General features: G+C 67.5%; 18 protein-coding genes. 8 read left to right on the forward strand and 10 right to left on the reverse strand.

Annotated elements, in window-relative coordinates; all coding sequences use genetic code 11:
- Nucleotides 1–157: 157 nt before the first annotated feature.
- Nucleotides 158–445: a hypothetical protein gene (locus ACTHJF_RS00450; RefSeq protein ID WP_440265318.1), complete on the reverse strand. Its 288-nt coding sequence runs from the start codon at nt 443–445 to the stop codon at nt 158–160.
- A gap of 110 nt (nt 446–555) precedes the next feature.
- On the opposite strand from ACTHJF_RS00450, the gene ACTHJF_RS00455 reads away from it, so the two are divergent.
- Together ACTHJF_RS00455 and ACTHJF_RS00460 are read left to right on the forward strand one after the other, a co-directional pair.
- A complete protein-coding gene (locus ACTHJF_RS00455; RefSeq protein WP_440265319.1) occupies nt 556–1,167 on the forward strand; it encodes a class I SAM-dependent DNA methyltransferase in 612 nt (203 codons plus the stop codon).
- A gap of 124 nt (nt 1,168–1,291) precedes the next feature.
- Nucleotides 1,292–2,173, forward strand: coding sequence for a DUF2971 domain-containing protein (locus ACTHJF_RS00460; protein ID WP_440265320.1), 882 nt, complete (start codon nt 1,292–1,294; stop codon nt 2,171–2,173).
- A 289-nt stretch (nt 2,174–2,462) separates the two neighbouring features.
- Here the strand turns inward: ACTHJF_RS00460 and ACTHJF_RS00465 are convergent, their stop codons facing one another.
- Nucleotides 2,463–3,347 (reverse strand): AraC family transcriptional regulator N-terminal domain-containing protein, encoded by an 885-nt coding sequence (locus ACTHJF_RS00465; RefSeq protein WP_440265321.1) that lies wholly within the window; start codon nt 3,345–3,347, stop codon nt 2,463–2,465.
- A 137-nt stretch (nt 3,348–3,484) separates the two neighbouring features.
- Between ACTHJF_RS00465 and ACTHJF_RS00470 the strand changes: the two genes are divergently transcribed.
- Together ACTHJF_RS00470 and ACTHJF_RS00475 are read left to right on the forward strand one after the other, a co-directional pair.
- The gene (locus tag ACTHJF_RS00470) at nt 3,485–4,237 is read left to right on the forward strand and encodes an SDR family NAD(P)-dependent oxidoreductase (protein ID WP_440265322.1); all 753 of its coding nucleotides are present in this window, start codon (nt 3,485–3,487) and stop codon (nt 4,235–4,237) included.
- 11 nt (nt 4,238–4,248) lie between these two features.
- Nucleotides 4,249–4,551, forward strand: a complete 303-nt coding sequence (locus ACTHJF_RS00475) for a hypothetical protein (RefSeq protein WP_440265323.1) — start codon at nt 4,249–4,251, stop codon at nt 4,549–4,551.
- Between the two features lie 98 nt (nt 4,552–4,649).
- Here ACTHJF_RS00475 and typA read toward each other — a convergent pair whose 3' ends face one another.
- The 3 genes from typA to ACTHJF_RS00490 all read right to left on the reverse strand — a co-directional run bounded on the left by typA (nt 4,650) and on the right by ACTHJF_RS00490 (nt 9,389).
- The gene (typA, locus tag ACTHJF_RS00480; RefSeq protein ID WP_440265324.1) at nt 4,650–6,497 is read right to left on the reverse strand and encodes a translational GTPase TypA; all 1,848 of its coding nucleotides are present in this window, start codon (nt 6,495–6,497) and stop codon (nt 4,650–4,652) included.
- A gap of 402 nt (nt 6,498–6,899) precedes the next feature.
- Nucleotides 6,900–7,592, reverse strand: a complete 693-nt coding sequence (locus tag ACTHJF_RS00485; RefSeq protein WP_440265325.1) for a lipase — start codon at nt 7,590–7,592, stop codon at nt 6,900–6,902.
- A gap of 399 nt (nt 7,593–7,991) precedes the next feature.
- Nucleotides 7,992–9,389 (reverse strand): GntP family permease, encoded by a 1,398-nt coding sequence (locus ACTHJF_RS00490; RefSeq protein ID WP_440265326.1) that lies wholly within the window; start codon nt 9,387–9,389, stop codon nt 7,992–7,994.
- A gap of 206 nt (nt 9,390–9,595) precedes the next feature.
- Here ACTHJF_RS00490 and ACTHJF_RS00495 point away from each other — a divergent pair, with 206 nt between their 5' ends.
- The 3 genes from ACTHJF_RS00495 (at nt 9,596) to ACTHJF_RS00505 (ending at nt 17,097) form a co-directional block, all read left to right on the forward strand.
- Entirely contained in the window at nt 9,596–11,806 is a 2,211-nt protein-coding gene (locus ACTHJF_RS00495; protein WP_431633815.1) for a TonB-dependent receptor, read from the forward strand.
- A gap of 91 nt (nt 11,807–11,897) precedes the next feature.
- Nucleotides 11,898–12,938 carry an extracellular catalytic domain type 2 short-chain-length polyhydroxyalkanoate depolymerase gene (locus tag ACTHJF_RS00500; RefSeq protein WP_440265327.1) on the forward strand — a complete coding sequence of 347 codons (1,041 nt, stop codon included), beginning with the start codon at nt 11,898–11,900 and terminating at the stop codon, nt 12,936–12,938.
- An 835-nt stretch (nt 12,939–13,773) separates the two neighbouring features.
- Nucleotides 13,774–17,097 carry a PAS-domain containing protein gene (locus ACTHJF_RS00505; protein ID WP_440265328.1) on the forward strand — a complete coding sequence of 1,108 codons (3,324 nt, stop codon included), beginning with the start codon at nt 13,774–13,776 and terminating at the stop codon, nt 17,095–17,097.
- A gap of 12 nt (nt 17,098–17,109) precedes the next feature.
- Here the strand turns inward: ACTHJF_RS00505 and ACTHJF_RS00510 are convergent, their stop codons facing one another.
- The 5 genes from ACTHJF_RS00510 to ACTHJF_RS00530 all read right to left on the reverse strand — a co-directional run bounded on the left by ACTHJF_RS00510 (nt 17,110) and on the right by ACTHJF_RS00530 (nt 20,475).
- Nucleotides 17,110–18,249 (reverse strand): serine hydrolase domain-containing protein, encoded by a 1,140-nt coding sequence (locus ACTHJF_RS00510; RefSeq protein WP_440265329.1) that lies wholly within the window; start codon nt 18,247–18,249, stop codon nt 17,110–17,112.
- Nucleotides 18,246–18,728, reverse strand: coding sequence for a VOC family protein (locus tag ACTHJF_RS00515; RefSeq protein ID WP_440265330.1), 483 nt, complete (start codon nt 18,726–18,728; stop codon nt 18,246–18,248). The genes ACTHJF_RS00510 and ACTHJF_RS00515 overlap by 4 nt, the downstream gene beginning before the upstream one ends.
- Before the next feature lie 10 nt (nt 18,729–18,738).
- Complete coding sequence (locus ACTHJF_RS00520; RefSeq protein WP_440258490.1) at nt 18,739–19,035, reverse strand: hypothetical protein; 297 nt, start codon at nt 19,033–19,035, stop codon at nt 18,739–18,741.
- A gap of 170 nt (nt 19,036–19,205) precedes the next feature.
- Complete coding sequence (locus tag ACTHJF_RS00525) at nt 19,206–19,778, reverse strand: cysteine hydrolase family protein (RefSeq protein ID WP_440265331.1); 573 nt, start codon at nt 19,776–19,778, stop codon at nt 19,206–19,208.
- 37 nt (nt 19,779–19,815) lie between these two features.
- A complete protein-coding gene (locus ACTHJF_RS00530) occupies nt 19,816–20,475 on the reverse strand; it encodes a response regulator (RefSeq protein ID WP_440265332.1) in 660 nt (219 codons plus the stop codon).
- 114 nt (nt 20,476–20,589) lie between these two features.
- Here ACTHJF_RS00530 and ACTHJF_RS00535 point away from each other — a divergent pair, with 114 nt between their 5' ends.
- Nucleotides 20,590–22,431 (forward strand): 3-hydroxybutyrate oligomer hydrolase family protein, encoded by a 1,842-nt coding sequence (locus ACTHJF_RS00535; protein WP_440265333.1) that lies wholly within the window; start codon nt 20,590–20,592, stop codon nt 22,429–22,431.
- Nucleotides 22,432–22,453: the final 22 nt, after the last annotated feature.

Genomic DNA, 22,453 nt, shown 5'->3' on the forward strand with positions numbered 1-22,453 from the left:
TCAACGCGGAGCCCACGCTGCGGTGTACCGGGTACTGCCGCCGCGTCCGCCCCGTTCAGCCTTCGCAACACCTTGCGCCCCTTGTATGTAGGAGCGGCTTCAGCCGCGATGCTCTTGGTAAATCCGCCGCTCTCGCGCAAGCGGACGGCTCGCCCAATCAAAACTCGTCCACAAACTCCACCCCCATGCCGCGCTCGCGCCCGATGAACTCGGTCACGCTCTGCACCGCATCGACGCGGTTGGCGTTGGGTGCGCGCACTTCCACGTAGTAGATCTTGCCCTCACTGTCGTCCACCAGCTCGCTGGAGCTGGAGTCGTCGCGCATCATGGGGGCGAGATCGTCCACCTCTTCCACGTGCTCGATGCCGTCGATGCCGTGCAGGGCGTTGATCACGGTGTCGGCGTCGTCGCGGCTGCCGATCAGGCGCATGCGGACCATGGGCATGGACGTACTCCTCGATGGGGGATGGGGCATCGTGCGCCGCCTTGCGTGGGCGCCGGGTGATGCTGGCGCGACGGCGGTTACCATGCGCGCTGACCGCCAGGATGCCCGCCGTGCCCAAGACCTACGACCGCGCCTATTTCGACAAGTGGTACCGCCACCCTGACCACACCGTCGCCTCGCCCGCCGAGCTGCGTCGCAAGGTGGCGCTGGCCGTGGCGCAGGCCGAGTACTACCTGGGCCGCCCCATCCGCAGCGTGCTCGACGTGGGCTGCGGCGAGGCGCCGTGGCGCGCCCACCTGCGCGCGCTGCGCCCGGAGGCCAGCTACCGCGGGCTGGACGCCAGCGAGTACGTGGTCAACCGCTACGGGCGCAGCCGCAACATCGGCCTGGCCACCTTCGGCCAGCTCGAATACCTGCGCTTCGACACCCGCTTCGACCTCATTGTCTGCACCGACGTGCTGCACTACCTCAAGCCCGCCGAAATCCGCGCGGGCCTCGGCGGCATCGTCGACATGCTCGAAGGCATCGCCTTCCTCGAAGTATTCACCCGCAGCGACGACCCCGATGGCGACATGCACGGCTTCGTCGCCCGCACCCCGCAGTGGTACCTGCGCGAGTTCCAGCAGGCCGGGCTGTTGCCGTGCGGGTCGCATTGCTATCTGGGGCCGCGGCTGGAGCGGCGGGTGGCGGCGTTGGAGAGGGCGCAGGTGGTGGCGGGGTGAGGTGATGGCGTATGTCCTCTATCGACCTATGGCCGTCACTAGAATGTGCACTCTGGCCCAGGTATTTATATTTTAAAATCCTTACGCAGGTGATCATTAATTCAATAAGGCGGGAGGTGGGTTGATGAGCAATTTTGGTACCAGTGGGCCGCCAACGACGCTGTATCACTACTGTGATGCAAGTGCGCTTGAGTCAATTATTAGAACAAACGAGCTTTGGCTATGCCCGTTTGCGTACTCGAATGATTCAATGGAGGGTCAAGCCTGCAGGGATGTGCTTCGACGACTGGCCGAGGAATCGTCTCTCGCAAAGAACTCTGTAGATGGATTTCTTGAGCACCTGGAGTTGTTTCGCGAGATCCTTGAGTGCTTTGGTGTTTCTCTTTCCGAGAATGGAGACCTTCTAAGTCAATGGAGAGGTTATGCCGCCGATGGAACGGGTTTTGCCATTGGATTTGACCGAGGTCTTCTTAATCAGATGCCTGCGATGTATCAACTCGACCCATCAATGTCTTTTGGCGGCCTGGGTCCGTCGCTCGTTAAAGTCGAATATGAAGAGCCCCATACCATTGAACGTCTAAGGGGTCTTTTTGATTCCGCGCGAAACCACATTGAAGAGTGGTTTCCAGCACCGACGAATCTTCCTGGAGTTACACCAGACGCAAAGGTCATTGCTAAGGCGCGCAGCGCCATTAATGAAACCTTGTTGCGGCAGTGGAGTCAGCTTTTTAGCATTAAGGGGCCTGCGTTCAAAGAGGAGTGTGAATGGCGACTCGCCTTGACTGCTCTTCCAGAGTCGCCGCTGTACCATTATCGCGTGAGTCGCGGAATGGTAGTCCCTTATCTTAAATATCCAATGCCTAAGGCGTCGGATGGTTCGTGCCCCGTTGCGCACATCATGATTGGCCCAAAAAACCCAACTCCAACATCAATTATAGAAAATATGCTACGTCAATTTGGTCACGATCATTGCGTCGTAGGGCGCTCAGCCGCCACTTACAGATAGCAATAGGTCGTCATGTGTATGCTTCGGTTGAGGCTTCCATCAAGAGCCATCCTTTAGAAAAGTCGCCTAAACGCGACTTGTTCGTGGAGTGATGAAGTGACCGGTGAGCCGCGGCATGTGGCCTGCTTGCTGTCGCTCCCGTGCGGTGCTTTTGCGCAGGCGGGTTTCCTCTGAGTGCGACTTCCACAGGTCATCGCTCTACTGCGCCGCCGACGTCCCCGCACTTTTGGTTGGACCGAGACATTGGCGTGCGGTGCGCTTGCGGCCGCGAATGCTACCCATCGTTCGCCTAAGCGAGCATTTCCTTGCGCAGCCGCTGCGCATCCCGCAGCGGCGAGGCACCAAACAATCGCGTGTAGTCGCGGCTGAACTGCGAGGGGCTTTCGTAGCCCACGCGGTAGGCCACATCCGAAGCTGTCGGCGCGCCGGTCATCAGCAGTTGGCGGGCGCGCAGCAGGCGGAGCTGTTTCTGGAACTGGATGGGGCTCATCGCCGTGACCGCCTTGAAGTGGCGGTGGAAGGTGGCAGGGCTCATCGCGGCGAGGTCGGCGAGGGTTTCTACCTGCACGGGGCGGTCGTGGTGTTCGCGCAGCCATGCGATGGTGCGGCGGATACGCGAAAGCGTGCTGTCCGGTAGCGCGATCTCGAGCAGCATCCAGCCCTGCGGGCCTTGCAGCACGCGGTACAGGATCTCGCGCTCGTACACCGGAGCCAGCGCCGGGATGTCGCCCGGGTGCTCCATCAGGCGCAGCAGCCGCAGCCACGCGTCGAGCAGTTCCGGCGTGGTGGGGCAGATGCTGAAGCCGCGCTCGGCGTGCGCGCCCGGCGCTGGCGTGGGCAACTCATCCAGCAGGTCGGCCAGCACGTCCGGGTCGAGCGTCAGGGCCACGGCCAGGTAGGGCCGGCCGTCGCGGTCCGGGTGCACGGTGCCGGTGGCCGGCACGTCGATCGACATCACGAAGTAGTGGGCGGGGTCGTAGCGATAGGTCTGGCCGCCGATGGTGAGGGTTTTCCCGCCCTGCAGGATCAGGTTGATCATCGGCTCGTACACGGCGGCCAACTGGTGCTCGGGAATCTCGCCCTGGACCATGGCCACGCGCGGCAGGCCGGTATCGGTGCGGCGGTTCTCTGCATGCGCCGTGAGTCGGCGCAGTTCGGCCAGGGCGGAATCCATCGGGGGATTATGCCGGGCGCGCCGCTCGCCGCCGTGCATTCGAGAGGATCGGGCAAGGGTGCGCCACGATCCGGCCAGAGTCGCCCGCGCGTGCGGCCTACGCTGCCTGCATCTTCCTCATGCTGCAGGGCATCTCCATGAAAATCGTATTGATCACCGGCGCCAGCCGCGGCATCGGGCACGCCACCGCTCTGGCTTGCGCCCGGCACGGCTTCGGCGTCGTCGCCACCTACCGCAGCCATCGGGCCGGTGCGGACGCGCTGGTCGAGCAGATCCGGGGCGAAGGCGGCAAGGCGGTCGCCCTGTCGCTGGACGTGGGAGACATCGCCAGCTTCGAGGGCTTCGCACGTCAGCTGTCAGGCACGCTGGAGCGGGAGTGGGGACGGCCGTCGTTCGATGCATTGGTCAACAACGCCGGTCACGGCGGCTTCCATCCCTTCGGCACCATCACCGAGGCCGTCTTCGACGGTTTGATGAACGTGCACCTCAAAGGACCGTTGTTCCTGACCCAGGCGCTGCTGCCGCTGCTGGCCGACGGCGGGGCGATCGTCAACGTGAGCAGCGCCACCACGCGCGTCGCTACCGTGGGCGTGGCGCCGTATGCCGCCATGAAAGGCGGTTTGGACGTGCTGACGCGCTACATGGCGAAGGAGTTTGGCCCGCGCCGCATCCGCGCCAATGCGGTCTCGCCCGGTGCCATCCGCACCGAGCTGGGCGACAGCGCGCTGGACAAGCATCCGGAGTTTGCGCAAATGCTCGCCGATCAGACCGCGCTGGGGCGGGTGGGCGAGGCGGTGGACGTGGCAGGTGTGATCGCCTCGCTGCTGCTGCCCGACAACGCCTGGATCAATGCGCAGCGGATCGAGGTCGGGGGCGGGTACTGCATCTGATGGCAACGACCATGCGACCCGCCATCGAGATCACCACATTCAAGCTGGCCGGTGGGCTGCAACTGGCCGACTTCGTCGCGGCGAATGCCGATGTGGATCCGTGGCTGCGGCGGCAGCGTGGATTCGTCTCGCGGATGCTGCTGCAGAGGGAGGACGGTACGGTGGTCGACTTGGTGGTGTGGGAGCGGGTGGCCGACGCAAAGGCTTCCGCCCGACGTCTGATGCGCGAGCTGGCCGATTCGCCCGTGCACGCGGCGATCGACCAGGGCACGGTGTGCTGGTCGGTGAGTCCGGTTGCGCACCTGGTGCCGTGACGGGCAGGGCTGTCGTTTTCCCGGCGCGTGCCGATACCGTTCGGGACACGAAAAAGCCGCCCGAGGGCGGCTTTTTCATGAAGCGATGAAGCGAGCGATCAACCGCCGCGGGAGGCCCGCTTGCGGTCGTTCTCGGTGAGGTGCTTCTTGCGCATGCGGATCTCCTTCGGCGTGACTTCGACCAGCTCGTCGTCGTCGATGAAGTCCAGTGCCTGCTCCAGGGTGAACTTGGTCGCCGGGGTCAGCTGGATCGCATCGTCCTTGCCCGAGGCGCGCATGTTGGTGAGCGGCTTGGGCTTGATCGCGTTGACGGTGAGGTCGTTGTCCTTGGCGTGGATGCCGATCAGCTGGCCTTCGTACACCGAGTCGCCCTCGGCGGCGAACAGCTTGCCGCGCTCCTGCAGCGGTCCGAGCGAGTAGGCCGGGGTGGTGCCGCCGGCGTTGGCGATCATCACGCCGTTCTGGCGCTTGGCGATCGGCGCCGGCGTGTACGGGCCGTAGTGGTCGAACACGTGGAACAGCAGGCCCGAACCCTGGGTGAGGGTCTTGAACTGGTTCTGGAAACCGATCAGGCCACGCGCCGGGATCATGTACTCCAGGCGCACGCGGCCTTTGCCGTCGGACACCATGTTCTTCAGGTCACCCTTGCGGATGCCCAGGCGCTCCATCACGCCGCCCTGGTGGATTTCTTCGATATCCACCACCAGCTGCTCGATCGGCTCCATCTTCTGGCCGTCGATCTCCTTGATGATCACTTCCGGACGCGACACGGCCAGCTCGTAGCCTTCGCGACGCATGTTCTCGATCAGCACCGACAGATGCAGCTCGCCACGGCCGGAGACCAGGAACTTGTCGGCGTCCGAACCGTCTTCCACGCGCAGGGCCACGTTGTGCACCTGCTCGCGCTCCAGGCGCTCACGGATCTGACGGCTGGTGAGGAACTTGCCGCCGGACAGGTCCTTGTTGCCGACGAATGGCGAGTTGTTGACCTGGAAGGTCATGCTGATCATCGGCTCGTCCACGCTCAGCGGGGGGAGCGCCTCGGGCACGTCCGGCGCGGTGACCGTGTCGGAAATGGTCAGCTCAGGGATGCCCGCAATGGCGACGATGTCGCCCGCTTCGGCGGTTTCCTGCTCGATGCGCTCCAGGCCGAGGAAGCCGAGCACCTGGGCGATCTTGCCCTGGCGCTTCTTGCCGTGGCGGTCGATCACGGCCACCGGCATGCCCTTCTTGATCGAACCGCGCTGGATGCGGCCGATGCCGATCACGCCGACGAAGTTGTTGTAGTCGAGCTGGCTGATGCGCATCTGGAACGGGCCGTCCGGATCCACGTCCGGCTTGGGCGCGTGCTGCATGATCGCTTCGTACAGCGGGGTCATGTCGCCTTCGCGGGCGTTCTCGTCCAGCGACGCATAGCCGTTGAGGGCCGAGGCGTAGACGATCGGGAATTCCATCTGCTCGTCGTTGGCGCCGAGCTTTTCGAACAGATCCCACACCTGCTCGACCACCCACTCCGGACGCGCGCCCGGACGGTCGACCTTGTTCACCACCACGATCGGGCGGAAGCCCATGGCGAAGGCCTTCTGGGTGACGAAGCGGGTCTGCGGCATCGGGCCGTCCATCGCGTCGACCAGGATCAGCACGGTGTCCACCATCGACAGCACGCGCTCCACCTCGCCGCCGAAGTCGGCGTGTCCCGGGGTGTCGACGATGTTGATGCGGTTCTTGACACCCTTCTTCTTGTCTTCCCAGGTGATCGCCGTGTTCTTCGCCAGGATCGTGATGCCACGCTCCTTTTCCTGGTCGTTCGAATCCATCACGCGCTCGGCCAGCACGGTGCGCTGGTCAAGGGTGCCGGACTGCTTGAGCAGCTGATCGACGAGGGTGGTCTTGCCGTGGTCGACGTGGGCGACGATGGCGATGTTGCGCAGGTTTTCGATAGACATGGGTAAAGGCTCGGCGGGCGCCGTGAGGGCCGCCTGAAAGGTTGTCAGAGGAATAACCCGAGGATTATACGGACTTGTGTGACAACTTGCTGCGCCGCCGCGTATGGCGGTTCAGGCGGGGCCTGCCGCGGCTGAGCCAACCGGACCATGCGAGCGGGGTGGCCGGCGGCTCCCGATCAAGCCGGAGCGGCTTCACGGGAGACTGGGGGGCTGGGCCATGGTTGGGAAAAAAGCATCGCGACCGAGGTCGCTCCTACAGGGGCGAGCGGTGATGTGCCCTGGGCCCGTGTGGGAGCGGCTTCAGCCGCGACGGCGGGCGGTGGTCCGCCGCTAAAAGCATCGCGACTGAAGTCGCTCCTACAGGGATTCGTGCGTGGGAACGGGCTGTTTGCGGTGTCGGGCTTACTGGATCAGCGCCATCTGGTCGGCGGCGGTGTACCAGAGCAGCTGGTAGTGGCCGTAGGGGTAGTCCAGGCTGCGGTCTTCGCCGGGGATCGACGAGGTGTGCACGCCGTCCACGGTGCATACGCCGCCGTAGCAGTTGATCTCGTCCACCCAGGATTTGAACGAGTACATGTGCACGCCGAACCGGTGGCCGGCGATCGAATCCAGGAACGGGCTGTGGATGGACAGGCCGTAAGTCCCGCAGGTGCTGTTGAACACGTTGTACGGATACACGCCGCAGCTCCACAGGCCGTGCACTGCGCCGGCGATGCCGATGAAGGTATTCACCTTGGCCGCCACGCCGAGCTTGTCGATCTCGCGCATGGCCAGGGTGACGCCCATGGAGTGGCCGATGACGTCGATCTTGCCCGAGCACGAGTTGGCGATGGCGCTGGAAATGGCGTTCTTCACCGGCGTCTCTTCGCTGCCGTCGTGGTCATTGCAGGCGGCGCAGTACGGGTTGCCCCAGGATGGGCGGACGATCTGCGCGTCGGTCCAGCCGTTCTGGCGCAGCAGGTTGTAGGTATTGACGAAATCGCCGGGGCTGCCGGTGTTGCCGTGGACCATCACCACGGTGTCGTGGCAGACGGCGCGGGCCGCCGTGGCGGGTATCAACAGCAGCAGGGCGAGCAGAACGTGCTTGATCGACATCACGTGTTTCCTCCTTCGCTACATGCCTCGCGGACGAGGCGGGTGGCACCGCGCTTGGGGCGCGGGGCCGGATGGGTAGCGACATCGCGGTGCTTCTGCGCCGGGGGAGGGATGTCGGGATGTGGGTTTTGGATTTTGGGTTTTGGGTTTTGCTCGTTTGCTCGTTGCTCGTCAGGACTCGAGAGTCGCTGGAACTGTTTTGGCCGTCATTCCCGCGAAAGCGGGAATCCATGTTGGCTCCGATGCAAAAGGCAAAGTGGATGACCAGACGTTCGTCTGTTGAGAGCCCGCTTTCGCGGGAATGACGCCCAGGGATTACGTGGCTTCGGGTCGTCGCATCAGGCAATGACGTAACGTCCGCTGCTCATCCTTGGCTTTGGACCTCAAGAAGCTTGCTGTTCACACCACCCCCGTCACCGCATACACCGCAATCACCACTCCCACCGCCAGCGTCTTGATCACGGTGATGGCGAATATGTCCTTGTACGACTGCCGGTGCGTCAGTCCTGTCACCGCCAGCAGGGTGATCACGGCGCCGTTGTGCGGCAGCGTGTCCATGCCGCCGGAGGCCATCGCGGCCACGCGATGCAGCACTTCCATCGGGATACCGGCGGCCTGCGCGTTGTGGATGAAGGTGTCAGCCATCGCCGCCAGTGCGATGCTCATGCCGCCGGACGCCGAGCCGGTGATGCCGGCCAGAGCGGTCACCGACACCGCCTCGTTGACCAGCGGATGCGGAATCGCGCGCAGCCCGTCGGCGACCAGCTTGAAGCCGGGCAGGGCGGCGATTACCGCGCCGAAGCCGTATTCCGAGGCGGTGTTCATCGAAGCCAGCAGTGCGCCGCCCACCGCCGCCTTGCTGCCTTCGGCGAAGCGCGCAATCACCGGCTTCCAGGCGGTGGCGAGCACGCACAGGCTGCCGACCAGCAGCGCACCTTCCACGGCCCAGATGGCAGCGATCTTTGCGGTCTCCTGCACGATCGGTTTGGCCTCGCCGATCACGGCGGGCACGAACGAACTGCTGGCGCCGTACAGGTGCGGGATGGCGTCGGTGAGCAGCTTGTTGACCGCGCCCACCAGCAGCAGCGGAAGAATTGCCAACAGCGGATGGGCCAGCTTGCCGTGCTCGAACGGCGCCGGCTCATTGAGCAGCTCGGTGCCGTAACCCTCGCCGGCCGCCGCGGCCTTGCGTCGGCGCCATTCGAGATAGCTCAGGCCGACGACGAGGATGAACACCGCGCCGATCGTGCCCAGCCACGGCGCGGCCCAGCCCGTGGTGCCGAAGAACGCGGTGGGGATGATGTTCTGGATCTGCGGGGTGCCCGGCAGCGAATCCATAGTGAAGGTGAACGCACCCAGCGCGATGGTGCCGGGGATCAGCCGCTTGGGGATGTCGCTGGCGCGGAAGAGTTCCGCCGCGAACGGGTAGACCGCGAACACCACCACGAACAGCGACACGCCGCCGTAGGTGAGCAGCGCGCACACCAGCACGATGGAGAGCATCGCCCGGCTGCGCCCGACCAGGCCGATGGTGGCTGCGACGATCGCCTTGGAGAAACCCGACAGCTCGATGAGCTTGCCGAACAGCGCTCCGAGCATGAACACGGGGAAGTAGAGCTTGAGGAAGCCGACCATGCGATCCATGAACAGGCCGGTGAACATCGGCGCCACCAGCGACGGCTCGGTCAGCAGCACCGCGCCCAGCGCAGCGAGTGGCGCGAACAGGATGACGCTGTAGCCGCGGTACGCCGCGAGCATCAGAAAGCACAGCGCAGCGAGCACGATCAGGAAGGCCATCCTTGCGGTTCCTCGGCGGTGGCATGAAGCACGATGGGGTCCGGAGTATCCGCACGCCTCGCCGCCGCGGGCACTGTACGAAGGTACAAGTGTGACCGCCGCCCATGCTGCCTAGGCTTGCCAGCCATCAAGCATCCATCGTCGATGGCTGCGTCCACGCGAGCCGCCCCTTCAGGCGGCCAGCTCACCGAAGGGAAGGGGAAACCATGAAGCGCACGCACCTGAGTCTGGCGATCAGCCTAGTGATCGGCTTGTCCGGCAGTCCGCTGCTGCACGCGCAGGACACCGCTGCTGCGCCGAGCGTCGACAAGGCCAAGCAGCTCGACCAGATCACGGTGACGGCGCGCAAGCGCGAGGAAACGCTGCAGGACGTGCCGATTGCGGTCAGCGCGTTCACCGCGCAGTCGCTGGAAAAGCAGAACGTGCAGAACCTGGCCGACCTGCAGGGCAAGGTGCCATCGCTGCAGATCTACGCCGCGCGCGGCTCCAACACCACGCTCACCGCCTATATCCGCGGCGTCGGTCAAGCCGACCCGACCTGGGGCTTCGACCCGGGCGTGGGCATCTACCTGGACGACGTCTATGTGGCGCGTCCGCAAGGCGCCGTGCTGGACGTGTTCGATGTCAGCCGTATCGAGGTGCTGCGCGGTCCGCAGGGCAGCCTGTATGGCAAGAACACCATCGGCGGCGCGATCAAGTACGTCTCCAACCCGCTGCCGGTGAAGACCGAGGGCTCGGTGGAAGTCACCGCCGGTACCCACGGCGAGAAGGACATCAAGGCCAGCATCGGCGGCGCCAGCGCCGACAAGGTGTGGCGCGGCCGCGCGGCGATCGCCAGCGAGCACAACGACGGCTTCGGCACCAACCTCAACACCGGCAGCCGCAACGGCAACAAGAACACCAATTCGGCCCGCGCTACGCTGGGCTTCTTCCCGAGTCAGCAGTTCAACGCACAGCTGGAAGTGGACGGTGTGCGCGACAACTCCAATCCGCGCGGCGCGAAGATGCTGATCGCCAACAAGTTTGACCCGGCCTATGCGCCGCTGTCGAGCGACTTCGACACCCGCGGTGGCATGGCCCAGCTCAACCGCACCAAGCTCTACGGCACCGCGCTCACGCTGAACTGGGTGGCCAGCAACGACTGGTCACTGAAGTCGGTGACTGCCGTTCGCGGTTCGCACACCGACACCGCGATCGACTTCGACACGCTGCCGGAAAAAATCGCCGACGTCAGCGCGCTGTACAAGGATCACCAGTTCAGCCAGGAGCTGCAGGCCAACTACGACGCCGGCGGCAGCCTGCACGGCGTGGCCGGCCTGTATTACTTCAACGGCTCGGCCAGCGGCCAGATCCACAACATCTTTCTCGGCTCGCCGCCCTACACCACCCTGGGCTACTCCCAGTACGGCAGCACCGGTGGCCGCGTGGGCACGCGCAGCCTGGCCGCCTACGGTGACTTCGCCTGGGACATCAGCCCCGAGTGGAGCCTGGATGTGGGCGTGCGCCTGACCCGCGAAACCAAGACCGCGCTGATCCAGAACTACGGCTTCGCCGACGAATCGTTCAGCACGCCGATCTCGGTGCTGGCCAACTTCTCCGGCTCGCACACCACCAACAACGCCTCGCCGAAGGTGTCGCTGGACTGGAGCGCGAGCGACCAGGTGAAGCTCTACGCCAGCTACAGCACCGGCTTCCACTCCGGCGGCTACAACATCCGCGCGAACTGCGCGGCGATTCCCAGCTCGTGCCGACCGATCAACGACGAGAAAGTGCAGTCGTTCGAGCTGGGCAGCAAGATGACCTTCTTCGACGACGCGCTGATGATGAACACGGCGCTGTTCCACAACATCTACTCCGACATCCAGTTGTCGGTGTTCACCTCCTACACCTTGCCCAACGGCAGCCAGGGCTTCTTCGGCGACTTCACCAACGCCGGCAAGGGCCATATCGATGGCCTGGAGGAGGAGTTCGCCTGGAAGCCGGCCGATGGCTGGACCTTCAGTGGAAACTTCGCCTACCTCAAGACCAAGTACACCGAGTTCCTGAGCGGCGGCGTCAACATCGCCGACCAGCAGAAGTTCACCAACGCGCCTAAGTGGTCCGGCGGCCTGTCGCTGGAAAACACCCGGCCGGTGGGTGACGGCGGCAGCCTCACCGCGCGCATCAACTACGCCTACCAGGGCATGGTGTATCCGGAAACCACGCTGTCGCCGCTGATCGCACAGAAGGCCTACGGGCTGTGGAACGCGGGCGTGATCTGGCAGATCGATCAGCCGTGGAGCGTGAGCCTGCAGGGCACCAACCTGGCCAACAAGTCCTACCGCACCACTGGCTACAACATCGGTGCGCTGGGCATCGTCACCGGCTTCTACGGTGCGCCGCGGATGGTCACGCTGAGCGCACGCTACACCTTCTGAGGCGGCTGCGCCGCTCGCCCTGCGACCCGTGCGATGCTCTCCCCGATCGCGCGGGTCGTTTTCTTTTCCAACGTGCCTCGAGGAGTTTTCGATGCCTTCGTTCCCCCCACTGCGCCTGCTGGGACTGAGCCTTGTGCTGGTCGCCGGCGCCGCCTGCGCCGCGCGCCACGATGCGCGCCTGCCGCACCTGCAGCTCGACGCCGCACGCGTCGCCGTGGTCGGCCTCTCTTCCGGCGCATACATGGCTACGCAGGCGCAGCTGGCCTATCCGGAAATCTTTCCCGATGCGGCGCTGGTGGCTGGCGGCCCCTACGGCTGCGCCGGCAGCAACCTGCAGACGGCGCTGAGCAGCTGCATGAAGGGCGCGCCGGCGATCGACGTCGACGCGCTGGTGGCGAACGCGCGCGAGCGCGCGGCGGCGGGCAAGATCGGTTCGTTGGATGCGCTGGCCAAGTCGCACGTCTACCTGCTGCATGGCAAGGCTGACGGCGTCGTCGCTCCGGCGGTGGCCGAGGCGGGTGCGCAGTTCTACCAACGCCTGCGCGACGGCGATCCCGCGCTCGCCGGCATGCAGGTGGTGGACGATGGCGCGCGCGACTTCGCGCATAACCTGCCGATCGCGGCGAAGGGCGAGGACTGCGGCCAGTCGGTATCGCCGTACCTGGGCCATTGTGGGTTCGACGCAGCCGGCGAGATCTTCCACCAGCTGTTCGGTGCGTCCCCGCAGCCGGTGGCTGACGCGGCCACGGGGCGCGTGCTCGATTTCGACCAGGACGCGTTGCGCCCCGACGGCGCCGATGCCTTCCTGGCGCCCAAGGGTTACCTCTACCTGCCGCCCGCCTGCGCCGCCGGCAAGCCGTGCGGGTTGGTGGTGGCACTGCACGGCTGCAAGCAGAATGCCGATGCGATCGGCGAGACGTTCGTGAAGGACGCCGGCTTCAACCGCTGGGCCGACGCCTACGGCGTGGCGGTGCTTTATCCTCAGACCCGCGCAAGCTTCGCGCCCTTGAATCCGCAGGCATGCTGGGACTGGTGGGGATACTCCGGCACCGACTACGACACCCGCCACGGCGTGCAGCTGCGCTGGCTGGTGAATGCCGTGCGTGCGTTGGGGCTGCCCGCGAAGCATTGATGGTGGCCCGCCGCCGCCCTCTCTCTCGTCGGGCTGTAGGAGCGCACCCTGTGCGCGACGCTCTCGCTCCATTCGGAGTTACAGGCTTCAGAGCGACGAGCTTTCGTCCTCCTTCGGAGGGCGAGTCACTTTCTCTCGCTTGCCCGAGAGAAAGTAACCAAAGAGAGGGGCACCCCGCTTACGCGCCTTGCGGGCATCCTGCCCGCAAGGTTCGCGGCCGGGTTACGGGGTTTGTCGACAGCACATCCTGTGCTGACGCCAAACTGGCCGGCATCCTTGCCGGCCACCCTGCGGGCTTTCCTCCACCCGCCCGCCGCTTCAGAGGGGCCCCGGGCAGAGCAGCGGGCCGTCCTGCCCCGCTAGAGCTCGGAAGCGGAAGCAATAGCAGCCAGAGCGAAGTGCCGGGCTGCTGTTGCTCCGCTGTAGATCTGGCTGTTGATCTGGTTTTTCTGGAAAGTGCGGGCCCGGGGCCCCTGCGCGGTGGTGAGACGGGGACGATAGGCCGCGCAGCGGGAACCGACAGGGATGACGGTTCCTTTTCGCACGGGCAGGAGGCCCGTTCGAAAAGCCCGGCCCCGGCTCACGCACTTGCCGGGCAGGAGCCCGGAAAGCGCCAAGCGGGGTGGCCTTCTCTTTGGTTACTTTCTCTTACTCCGGGCGTCTTGCCCTACGCCCTTCGGGCCGGCTCCGCCGTTCGCGCCCGCTCCAAGCGGGCGCGTGACCACGCAAGAGAAAGTGACTCGCCCTCCGAAGGAGGACGAAAGTTCTTTGCTCTGGACCGCAACGAAGCGGCAACGGCATCGCGACTGAAGTCGCTCCCCCAAGTACACAAGCCATGCTGAGCACGCCCCTGATCGCCGCCGCCGCGCTGCTCTGGCTTGGCCTGCTGTTCGGCGTGGCGCTGCTGGGTGAGCGGCGGCCGCAGTTGTTCGAGAAGCGCTGGGCGATCGTCTATGCACTGTCGCTGGCGATCCACTGCACCTCGTGGACCTTCTACGGCACGGTGACCCAGGCCAGCCGCTCCGGCTGGTGGCTGCCGCCGACGTTTGTCGGCGCGATTCTCATGTACCTGCTGGCGGTGACGGTGCTGCGCCGGCTGGTGCAGTTGGCGCGCGAGTACAACGCCGGTTCCATCGCGGATCTCGTCTCGGTGCGGCTGGGGCGCCACGCGGGGCTGGCGGCGCTGGTGACCGCGGTGATCATCATCGGCATCGTGCCGTACATCGCGCTGCAGCTGAAGGCGGTGGCGATGAGTTACGCCATGCTCAACCGCGGGCAGCTTGCCGAATCCGAGCCGTGGCAGGACTCGGCGCTCTACGTGGCGCTGCTGATGGCGCTGTTCGCGATGCTGTTCGGTACGCGGCGCGCCTCGTCCACCGCGCACAATCGCGGGCTGGTGCTGGCGATGGCGTTCGAGTCGCTGTTCAAGCTGGGCGCGATGCTGGCGCTGGGCTCGTTGTTGTTCACGCCTTTGCCGGCGCACCTGCCGCCGCCGCTGCCGGTGCCACATGACAGTCGCGGCTTTCCGGCGCTGATCCTGCTCGGTGCGCTGGCGATGTTCACCTTGCCGCACCAGTTCCACGCCGGCGTGGTGGAGTGCCGCGACGAGCGCCACGTGCGCACCGCGCGCTGGCTGTTTCCGCTGTACATGCTGCTGATTTCCCTGCCGATCCTGCCGCTGGCGCGGCTCGGCGACGCCTGGCTGGGGCCGAGCGGCGTGCCGCAGGATCTGTACGTGCTGGCGCTGCCGATGGCGCAGGAGCGTCATGGCCTGGCGCTGGTCGCCTTCCTCGGTGGCCTGAGCGCGGCGACCAGCATGGTGGTGGTCGCCACGCTGGCGCTGAGCCTGATGGTGGTGAACCACTTCATCGCGCCGCTGCGCGTGCGCGCGGGCTGGGGTCGCGACGAGCGCGGCGACCTGCGCGGCGAGGTGATCAGCCAGCGGCGCGTGGCGATCCTCATCGTGATCCTGCTGGCCTGGGGCTACAGCCGCGTGCTGGCGCGCAACGACGCGCTGGCCGACATCGGCGCGATCTCTTTCTCAGCGCTGGCCGGGCTCGCGCCAGCGCTGCTGGTGGCGATGTACAAGCCGCAGCTGGGGCCGCGCGCGGTGGCGGCCGGACTCGCCGCGGGCACGCTGGTGTGGTTCTACATCCTGCTGCCGGTGGTGCTGCCGGAGGCGCCGGCCTGGCTGCTGGCCGGCCCGCTGGGGCAGGACTGGCTGGCGCCGGACCGCCTGCTCGGGCTGGGCGACTGGAGCCGGCTGGGTCGCGCGGTGGTGCTCAGCCTGGCGGTGAACGTGGCGGTGATCGCCTGGCTGGCCGGCACGCGCTACGGCCAGGCGACGGGCGCCGCCGGCCTGGGCGACGTGGGGGTGGCGGAGCTGCGCGCGCTGGCGGTGCGCTTCCTGCCGCCGGAGCGCGTCGAGCATCTGTTTGCTCAGGCCCCGGCCCACGGGCTGGCCGGCGCCACGCGCATGGCCGAGGTGGAGCACGAGCTGGCGGCGGTGATCGGCGCGGCCTCCGCGCGATTGCTGCTGGAAGTGGTGCATCGCCAGGGGCGCGGTGATCTGGACACTGTCGCGGCGATCGTCGGCGAGGCGGCGCAGGATCTGCGCTTCAACCAGCGCGTGCTGGAGGCGGCGCTGGAGAACATGAGCCAGGGCATCTGTGTGGTGGATGCCGAGCTGCGGCTGGTGGCGTGGAACAGCCGCTACGCCAGCCTGTTCGACTACCCGCCGGAGCTGTTGCAGGTAGGTCGCCCGGTAGCCGACCTCACGCGCTACGCGGTGACGCTGGGTATCGTCGGCGAGGTGTTCGACGAGGACACGCGTGAGGCGCGCGTGCATCGCCGGCTGCAGCATATGCACGCGGGCACGCAGCATCTTTCCGAGCGGCGCTTTCCCGACGGCACGGTGGTGGAGATCCGTGGCAACCCGATGCCCGGCGGCGGCTTCGTGGCTACGTTCACCGACGTCACCGCGTTCCGCCAGGCCGAGGCCGCGCTCAAGCGCATCAACGAGACGCTGGAGCAGCGCGTGGAAGAGCGCACCCGCGCGCTCGCCGCCGCTTCCAGCGAGGCGCAGCGCGCCAACGAGGCGAAGAGCCGTTTCCTTGCCGCGGTGAGCCACGACCTGATGCAGCCGCTGCACGCCGCGCAGCTGTTCGCCCATGCGCTCACCGAGCGCGGCGCCGATGCGGCCACTGCGCAGCATCTCAACGGCGCGTTGTCGGCTACCGAGGGCCTGCTCGCCGGCCTGCTCGACATCGCGCGGCTGGAGGGTGGCCGGCTGCATCCGCAGCCGCGCGAGGTGGCGCTGGCCGAGGTGCTCGATCCGCTCGCCGCCGAGTTCCGCGCCATTGCGCGCGACCGTGGTGTGCGCTTCGACGTGGTCGCCACGAGCGCGTGGGTGCGCACCGACCCGCAACTGCTGCGCCGGGTGCTGCAGAACTTTCTTTCCAACGCGCTGCGCTACGCCGAGTGCGGCCGCGTGCTGCTGGGCGTGCGCCGCCGCGGCGACGCGCTGCGGGTGGAGGTGTGGGACACCGGGCCGGGCATCGCGCGCGAGGAGCAGCAGCTGATCTTCCAGGAGTTCCGCCGCGGCAGCGCGGCGGGCGGGCAGGGGCTGGGCCTGGGCCTGTCGATCGCCCAGCGCATGGCCGCGCTGCTGGATCACCCGCTGGGCCTGCGCTCCACGCCGGGGCGCGGCAGCGTGTTTCACCTGGACGTACCGATCGCCGCGCCGAGCCGGGCGTTGCCGCAGCTCGTCCCCGCACCGCAATCGCTGCCGGCCGGCCGCGCCGTGGTCGTCGACAACGAGCCGGCGGCGCTGGCGGCACTCAGCCACCTGCTGGTCGGCTGGGGCTGGGAAGTGCATGCCGCGCGCAACCTGGAGCAGGCGCTGGCCGCGCCATGGCCGGCGGACATCCACCTGCTGGATTTCCACCTCGACGGTGGTCGCACCGGGCTCGAGGTGCTCGACCAGCTGCAGGCCCGCCACGGCCCGGTGGCCGCGGTGATCGTCACCGCCGACCGCGATGGCGAGCTGCGCCAGCGCCTGCTCGATCGCGGCGTGGGCCTGCTCTACAAGCCGCTCAAGCCGCTGGCGCTGCGCCAGGTATTGCAGCGGGTGGCCAAGGGCGCCGTCGCCGCCGGTTGAGCGTCGAATGCATCACGGCGTCTGCGCGAGGATCGCGCTGCGCGCCTGGTAGAAGTACGCCGCCACCTTGGGCAGGCGGCTGTCGACGAAGAAGATGCCGTAGGTGCCGCTGGTGCGGTCGATCCACGGGAAGGTGCCGAAGGCGCCCGGGCTGGAGACCAGGGTGCAGTCGCCTACGGCGGTCCAGCGCTCGCACCAGTTGCCCAGCGCATATTGCGTCGCCCGGTCGCGCGCGCCCGGCGGGCGGTAGGCCATTGGCTTGCCCAGCGTCTGCACCTTTTCCATCGCGTCGACCGCCTGCGCGGAGAGAATCTGCCGATCACCGTAGCGGCCGTGCTGCGCCAGCATGGTGAGGAAGCGCATGTAGTCGTCCGCCGTGGTCACCACGCCGCCCTGCAGCAGCGGATTGCGCGTCTGCTGGGGCGATACGCCGTGCGCGGGCAGGTGTTCCCAGCGGGTGTGATGCATGCCCAGCGGACGCGCGATGCGTTCGTCGAACAAATCGGCCCAGCGTCTACCGGTGACGGCTTCCACCGCCGCACCGGCCACCTGGAAGCCCGGTCCGCCGTAGCGGAACACGGTGCCGGGCGGATCCTGCAGCGGGCGATGGGCGACCTCGGCGGCCGACTCGGCGAGCGTCATGCGCGGGTCCTGGCGGATGTCCACGCCGTCGCGCAGGCTGCCGGTGCCAGCCGTCTGCGCCAGCAGTTCGCGCAAGGTGATGCGGCCCGCCTCGCCGGTGAAATCCGGCAGATAGCGCGAGATCGGCGCGTCCAGCGCGAGGCGCCCCTCGTCGACCACGCTCATCACCAGCGCCGCGGTCATCCACTTTGAGGCGGACGCCACCGGCAGTTCGGCATCGGGCGCGATCTTGCCAAGGTCGAGGCGAAACAGCCGCTGGCCGCCGTGCATGGCGATCGCCGTCACGCCGGGCGCACCCGAACGCACCGCCTGTTCGAGCGCAGCGCGCACCGCAGCGGGGGGCGACGTCGATCCCGCGGTGACCGCCAGCGCGCTGGACGCCGTCTTGGTCGCTGCCTGGTACAGGCGCTTGCCGCCGCGGACCAGCAACGCCACGCAGCCGGACAAGCCGAGCAGTATCGCCACAGCCAGCAGCAGCCGGCCGCTGGCACGCACGACGTGGCTCGTCATGGCGCACCCGCTGCCGCGTCGATCAGCTCGCCGCCCCATGCCGCCGGCTCGCAGTCGGCGATGGTCTGCGAAAAGGTCCATACATGGCCGCCGAGATCGACGGCCGTGTACTGGCGCTCGCCGAAGGCGTAGTCGGTCGGCGCGCTGGCGATGCGCGCGCCGGCTGCCGCCGCGCGGCGGTAATGCGTGGCCAGGTTGGCGACGCGCACCATCGTGGCGTGCGTGCTGTTGACGCCGAGCGGATAGGGCGGGTCGCTCTGCGCCACCACGATGCAGGCGCTGCCGAAGCACAGCTGGGCGCGATGGTCGCCAACGCGCAGACGCTCGTCGAAGCCGAACGCCGCGCCCAGCCAGGCCACCGCCGCGCGCAGGTCGGGGTAAAGCAGCACCGGAATCACCGTGTTGGCGGGCATGGAACGGTTGGGTGGGGGAGCGGGCTCATCCGTGAGCACCGCATGGGCCACCAGGGCGGAACGCATGGCAACGACCTCAGCGCGAGCCGCGACGCTGCTGGATGTAGGCCACGATCTCGGCGGTGGAGAGCTGGCCGTTGCTGTCGGTGTCGATCTCGGCGAAGTGCTCAGCCAGGCGCGGCATGCCCTGGTTCGCTTCGTCCTGGCTGAGCTGACCGTCGTGGTTGGTGTCGGCCGCGGCGAAGCGATCCTTGGCCTTCTGCGCGATCTTCTGCGCCCGTGCATCGCTGCCGGCACAGGCACTCAGGGCCAGCGTGGACAGCGCGAAGGCGATGGTGAGCGTAGCGACGAGGCGGGAGGTGCGTGCTTGCATGCTGGATTCTCCGTGGAAGGGGAAGCCAGATCGTAGGCAGCGGGATCGCGCCGAGGTGTGTCCGTTCGGTCGTAAGTGTGAGCGAGTGTGTGTTGTCTGAGCGGCAGCAATATCTGCTTACAGGCGCAGGCGAGATGCCGGTGCGGTCCGGCATCTGCGCCCTTCGTCGCTCAGCCGGCGAGGCTCGCGACCCAGTCCTCGACGGAGCGCACCGTCGCCTGGCGTGGGAATACTTTCTCGGTAAGCACGCGGTGCACTTCCGCGTCGCCGTCCAGGCAGCCGTCGGTGAGTACGGTGAGGCGGTAGTCGAGGTCGGCGGCCAGGCGCACGGTCGACAGCACCACGCCGCTGGTCGACACGCCGGCCAGCACCAGATGCCGCACACCCGCGGCACGCAGCACCACATCCAGATCGCTGCCGGCAAAGGCGCTGAAGCGGCGTTTGGTGATCAGCACGTCTTGCGGTTGTACGTCGAGGTCGGGATGGATCTGCGTGTCCGCGCCGGTCTCGGTGAGGCGGCCGGAACTACTGATGCCCGCGAATACAGGGTTGTCGCGGGCCACTTCCGGATAGCCGTTGCGGAAGGCCACGCGTACCCAGATTACCGGCAGCGCGGCAGCGCGTGCGGCGGCCAGCGCGCCGGCGATGCGCGGCAGGTACTCGGCGTCCTGATAGTTGGCGAGGATGCCCGGTTGCAGATCCATCAGTAGCAGGGCGGTGTCGGCGCGGGCGGCGTCGGTCATGGAAGTCTCCTTGGGTGGGAAAAGTGGCGTCGGGGAATCAAACGACCCGCGCAGGCTCGCCCAGTTCCAGCGCCTTCAGCACGCCGCTGGCCTGGGTGCGGTTGCGCACGCCGAGCTTTTCGAAGATGGCGGTGACGTGCGCCTTCACCGTGCGCTCCTGGATCGCCAGGCGGTCGGCGATCTGTTTGTTGAGCAGGCCGTCGGCGAGCAGGGCGAGCACGCGGTATTGCTGTTCGGTTAGGCGGGCCAGGCGGCCGGCCAGATCGGTGTCGGCCGGGTCGGCGGGCAGGGAGGCCACCGCGGCATCGAGCGCGGGCGGCAGCCAGCGGCGACAGTCGAGTACGGCGCGAATCGCTTCGCCAATTTCTGTGGGGCTGGCGCTCTTGGGAATGAATCCGGCCGCGCCGTGGTCGAGCACGCGCCGGATCACCCGCGGCTCGTCGTGCGCGGATACCACCAGCACCGCCACGCCCGGATGCTGGCCGCGCAGCGCCGCCAGCCCGGACAGGCCCTGGCTGCCGGGCATGTGCAGGTCGAGCAGTACCAGGTCGATGTCGGCGTCCACGCGCAGGCGTTCCAGCGCGGTGTGCAGATCGGCCGCCTCCAGCACGGTGCAATCCTCCACGCTGGCGGCGGCCGCCTGGCGCAGGGCGGCGCGGAACAGCGGGTGGTCGTCGGCGATCAGCAGGCGGGGCATCGGGCGAACTTAACCGGCGGCGGCGAGGACGTCGAGCGGGTGCGTGGGCGGCATGCCCGGGGGCATGGACTTTCGTACGATGGCCGTGCGGCATGCGCTTGCTATCGTGCGTGGATGAACCTGCGCACCCTCTGCGTCCTGCCGCTGCTGGCGCTGGCTTTGCCGGCGTGCAGCAACCATCCATCCCGAGCGGAGGTGGCGATGTCCCATCCCGAATTTCTGGTCAGCGACGTCCGCGTCACCGAGCATCGCGATCACGACGATCTGCTCAGTGCCGGTCTCGGGCTGGCCGGCCTGGCCGGCGCGCCGTCACCGTTCGTTGATCCGGCGCATCCCACGGCGGCCGAACTGCGTCGACGGGCGATCCAGACCAGCTGGAAAGGCATCGCCGATCTCGGTCCGCTGGGCGGCTACGGCACCGTCTACGGTGCGGTGCCGACCGTGCGCGGCCGCGAATTCCAGGCGTTCGCGCGCGTGCCCGGCGCCAGCCAGCCGCATCGCGTGCTGCTGCAGGTGCCCGATGCGTTCGACGCCGCGCATCGCTGCCTGGTGGTGGCGCCTTCGTCCGGCTCGCGCGGGGTGTATGGGGCGATCTCGCTGGCCGGCGCATGGGGCCTGCCCAAGGGCTGCGCGGTGGCCTACACCGACAAGGGCACCGGCGCGGGCTATTTCGACTATGCCGACGACAGCGGCGTGCAACTGGACGGCACGCGTGCCAAGCGCGGCGAGGCCATGCTGGAGTTCGAGCCCACGCCCGCCGCCGCCGATGCTGGCATCGCGGTGAAGCAGATGCACTCGGGCGACAACCCGGAGGCCGACTGGGGTCGCGACGTGATCCAAGCCGCGCAGTTCGGCCTAGCCATGCTCGATCGCGCGTTTCCCGCGCAGGCGCCGTTCACCGCGCAGAACACGAAGATCATCGCCACCGGCCTGTCCAACGGTGGCGGCGCGGTGCTGCAGGCGGCGGGCCTGGATGACGGGCATCTGTTCGCCGGCGTGATCGCGCTGGAGCCCAACGTATACGTGCCCGGCCATGGCCGGCCGATGTTCGATTACGCCACCGAGGCGGCAGTCTGGTTGCCGTGCGCGCTGACCACGTCGCGCTTCGCCAAGGCGCCGTTCGCGCGCGCGCCGGATGGCTCGGTGCCCCCGGCCGCCGTGCAGCGCTGCAAGACCCTGCATGCGCAGGGCCGACTCGCTGGCAGCACGCTGGCAGCGCAGGGTGAAGCCGCCTACGAGCAACTGCGTGCACACGGCTGGACCGACGAGGCGATCGCCACCGCGGCCAGCACCACCGCGTTCGACCTGTGGCGGGTGATCGCGGCCGGCTACGCCTCCTCCTACGCGCGCACCGGCGCCACCGAGATGCCGTGCGGCTTCCGCTACGTGACGATCGACAAGGACAACCAGCCGGCGCCGGCCGATGCGGCCACGCGCGCGGCGTGGTGGGCGGACGGCTCGGGCATTCCGCCGGGCAACGGCATCGCGCTGCGCGGCGGCATGGATCGCAGCGACGATCCCACGCTCGCCAGCCTCGATTGCCTGCGCCAGCTGTGGACCGGCGACTCCGCTATGGCACAGGCCGTGCGGGCCAGCGTGGCGGCCACCGCTATCCGGCTGCCGCGCGCCGACCTGCCGCTCTGGGTGCTGCACGGCGCCAGCGATGGCCTGCTGCCCACGGCATTCACCTCCGAGCCCTACGTGGCCTGGCTGCGCAGTGAGGGCCGTGCGCCGCTGTACTGGCGTGTACCGTACGCGCAGCACTTCGACGCCTTCCTCACCGTGCCTGCCTTCGGCGCCGCGCACGTGCCGCTGATGCCCTACGGCTACACCGCGCTGGATCGATTGTGGTCGCACCTGTTCGAGGGCGCGCCGTGGCCGAGCGAACTGCCGACGCCGGCGGCGCAGCCGCGCGGCGGATCCGCGCTGCGCGCCGAGATGCTCGGTCTGCCCTGAACGGCCGGCGGTGGGGTCACGC

The sequence above is a fragment of the Dyella sp. genome, from assembly GCF_051962475.1.
Classification (GTDB): domain Bacteria; phylum Pseudomonadota; class Gammaproteobacteria; order Xanthomonadales; family Rhodanobacteraceae; genus Dyella_A.

Bases quoted from the DNA above. Each gene is read 5' to 3' on its own strand.
- ACTHJF_RS00450 (WP_440265318.1), bottom strand. From the start codon at position 445: ATGCCCATGGTCCGCATGCGCCTGATCGGCAGCCGCGACGACGCCGAC.
- ACTHJF_RS00460 (WP_440265320.1), top strand. From the start codon at position 1,292: ATGAGCAATTTTGGTACCAGTGGGCCGCCAACGACGCTGTATCACTAC.
- ACTHJF_RS00465 (WP_440265321.1), bottom strand. From the start codon at position 3,347: ATGGATTCCGCCCTGGCCGAACTGCGCCGACTCACGGCGCATGCAGAG.
- ACTHJF_RS00470 (WP_440265322.1), top strand. From the start codon at position 3,485: ATGAAAATCGTATTGATCACCGGCGCCAGCCGCGGCATCGGGCACGCC.
- ACTHJF_RS00475 (WP_440265323.1), top strand. From the start codon at position 4,249: ATGCGACCCGCCATCGAGATCACCACATTCAAGCTGGCCGGTGGGCTG.
- typA (WP_440265324.1), bottom strand. From the start codon at position 6,497: ATGTCTATCGAAAACCTGCGCAACATCGCCATCGTCGCCCACGTCGAC.
- ACTHJF_RS00485 (WP_440265325.1), bottom strand. From the start codon at position 7,592: ATGTCGATCAAGCACGTTCTGCTCGCCCTGCTGCTGTTGATACCCGCC.
- ACTHJF_RS00490 (WP_440265326.1), bottom strand. From the start codon at position 9,389: ATGGCCTTCCTGATCGTGCTCGCTGCGCTGTGCTTTCTGATGCTCGCG.
- ACTHJF_RS00495 (WP_431633815.1), top strand. From the start codon at position 9,596: ATGAAGCGCACGCACCTGAGTCTGGCGATCAGCCTAGTGATCGGCTTG.
- ACTHJF_RS00500 (WP_440265327.1), top strand. From the start codon at position 11,898: ATGCCTTCGTTCCCCCCACTGCGCCTGCTGGGACTGAGCCTTGTGCTG.
- ACTHJF_RS00505 (WP_440265328.1), top strand. From the start codon at position 13,774: ATGCTGAGCACGCCCCTGATCGCCGCCGCCGCGCTGCTCTGGCTTGGC.
- ACTHJF_RS00510 (WP_440265329.1), bottom strand. From the start codon at position 18,249: ATGACGAGCCACGTCGTGCGTGCCAGCGGCCGGCTGCTGCTGGCTGTG.
- ACTHJF_RS00515 (WP_440265330.1), bottom strand. From the start codon at position 18,728: ATGCGTTCCGCCCTGGTGGCCCATGCGGTGCTCACGGATGAGCCCGCT.
- ACTHJF_RS00520 (WP_440258490.1), bottom strand. From the start codon at position 19,035: ATGCAAGCACGCACCTCCCGCCTCGTCGCTACGCTCACCATCGCCTTC.
- ACTHJF_RS00525 (WP_440265331.1), bottom strand. From the start codon at position 19,778: ATGACCGACGCCGCCCGCGCCGACACCGCCCTGCTACTGATGGATCTG.
- ACTHJF_RS00530 (WP_440265332.1), bottom strand. From the start codon at position 20,475: ATGCCCCGCCTGCTGATCGCCGACGACCACCCGCTGTTCCGCGCCGCC.
- ACTHJF_RS00535 (WP_440265333.1), top strand. From the start codon at position 20,590: ATGAACCTGCGCACCCTCTGCGTCCTGCCGCTGCTGGCGCTGGCTTTG.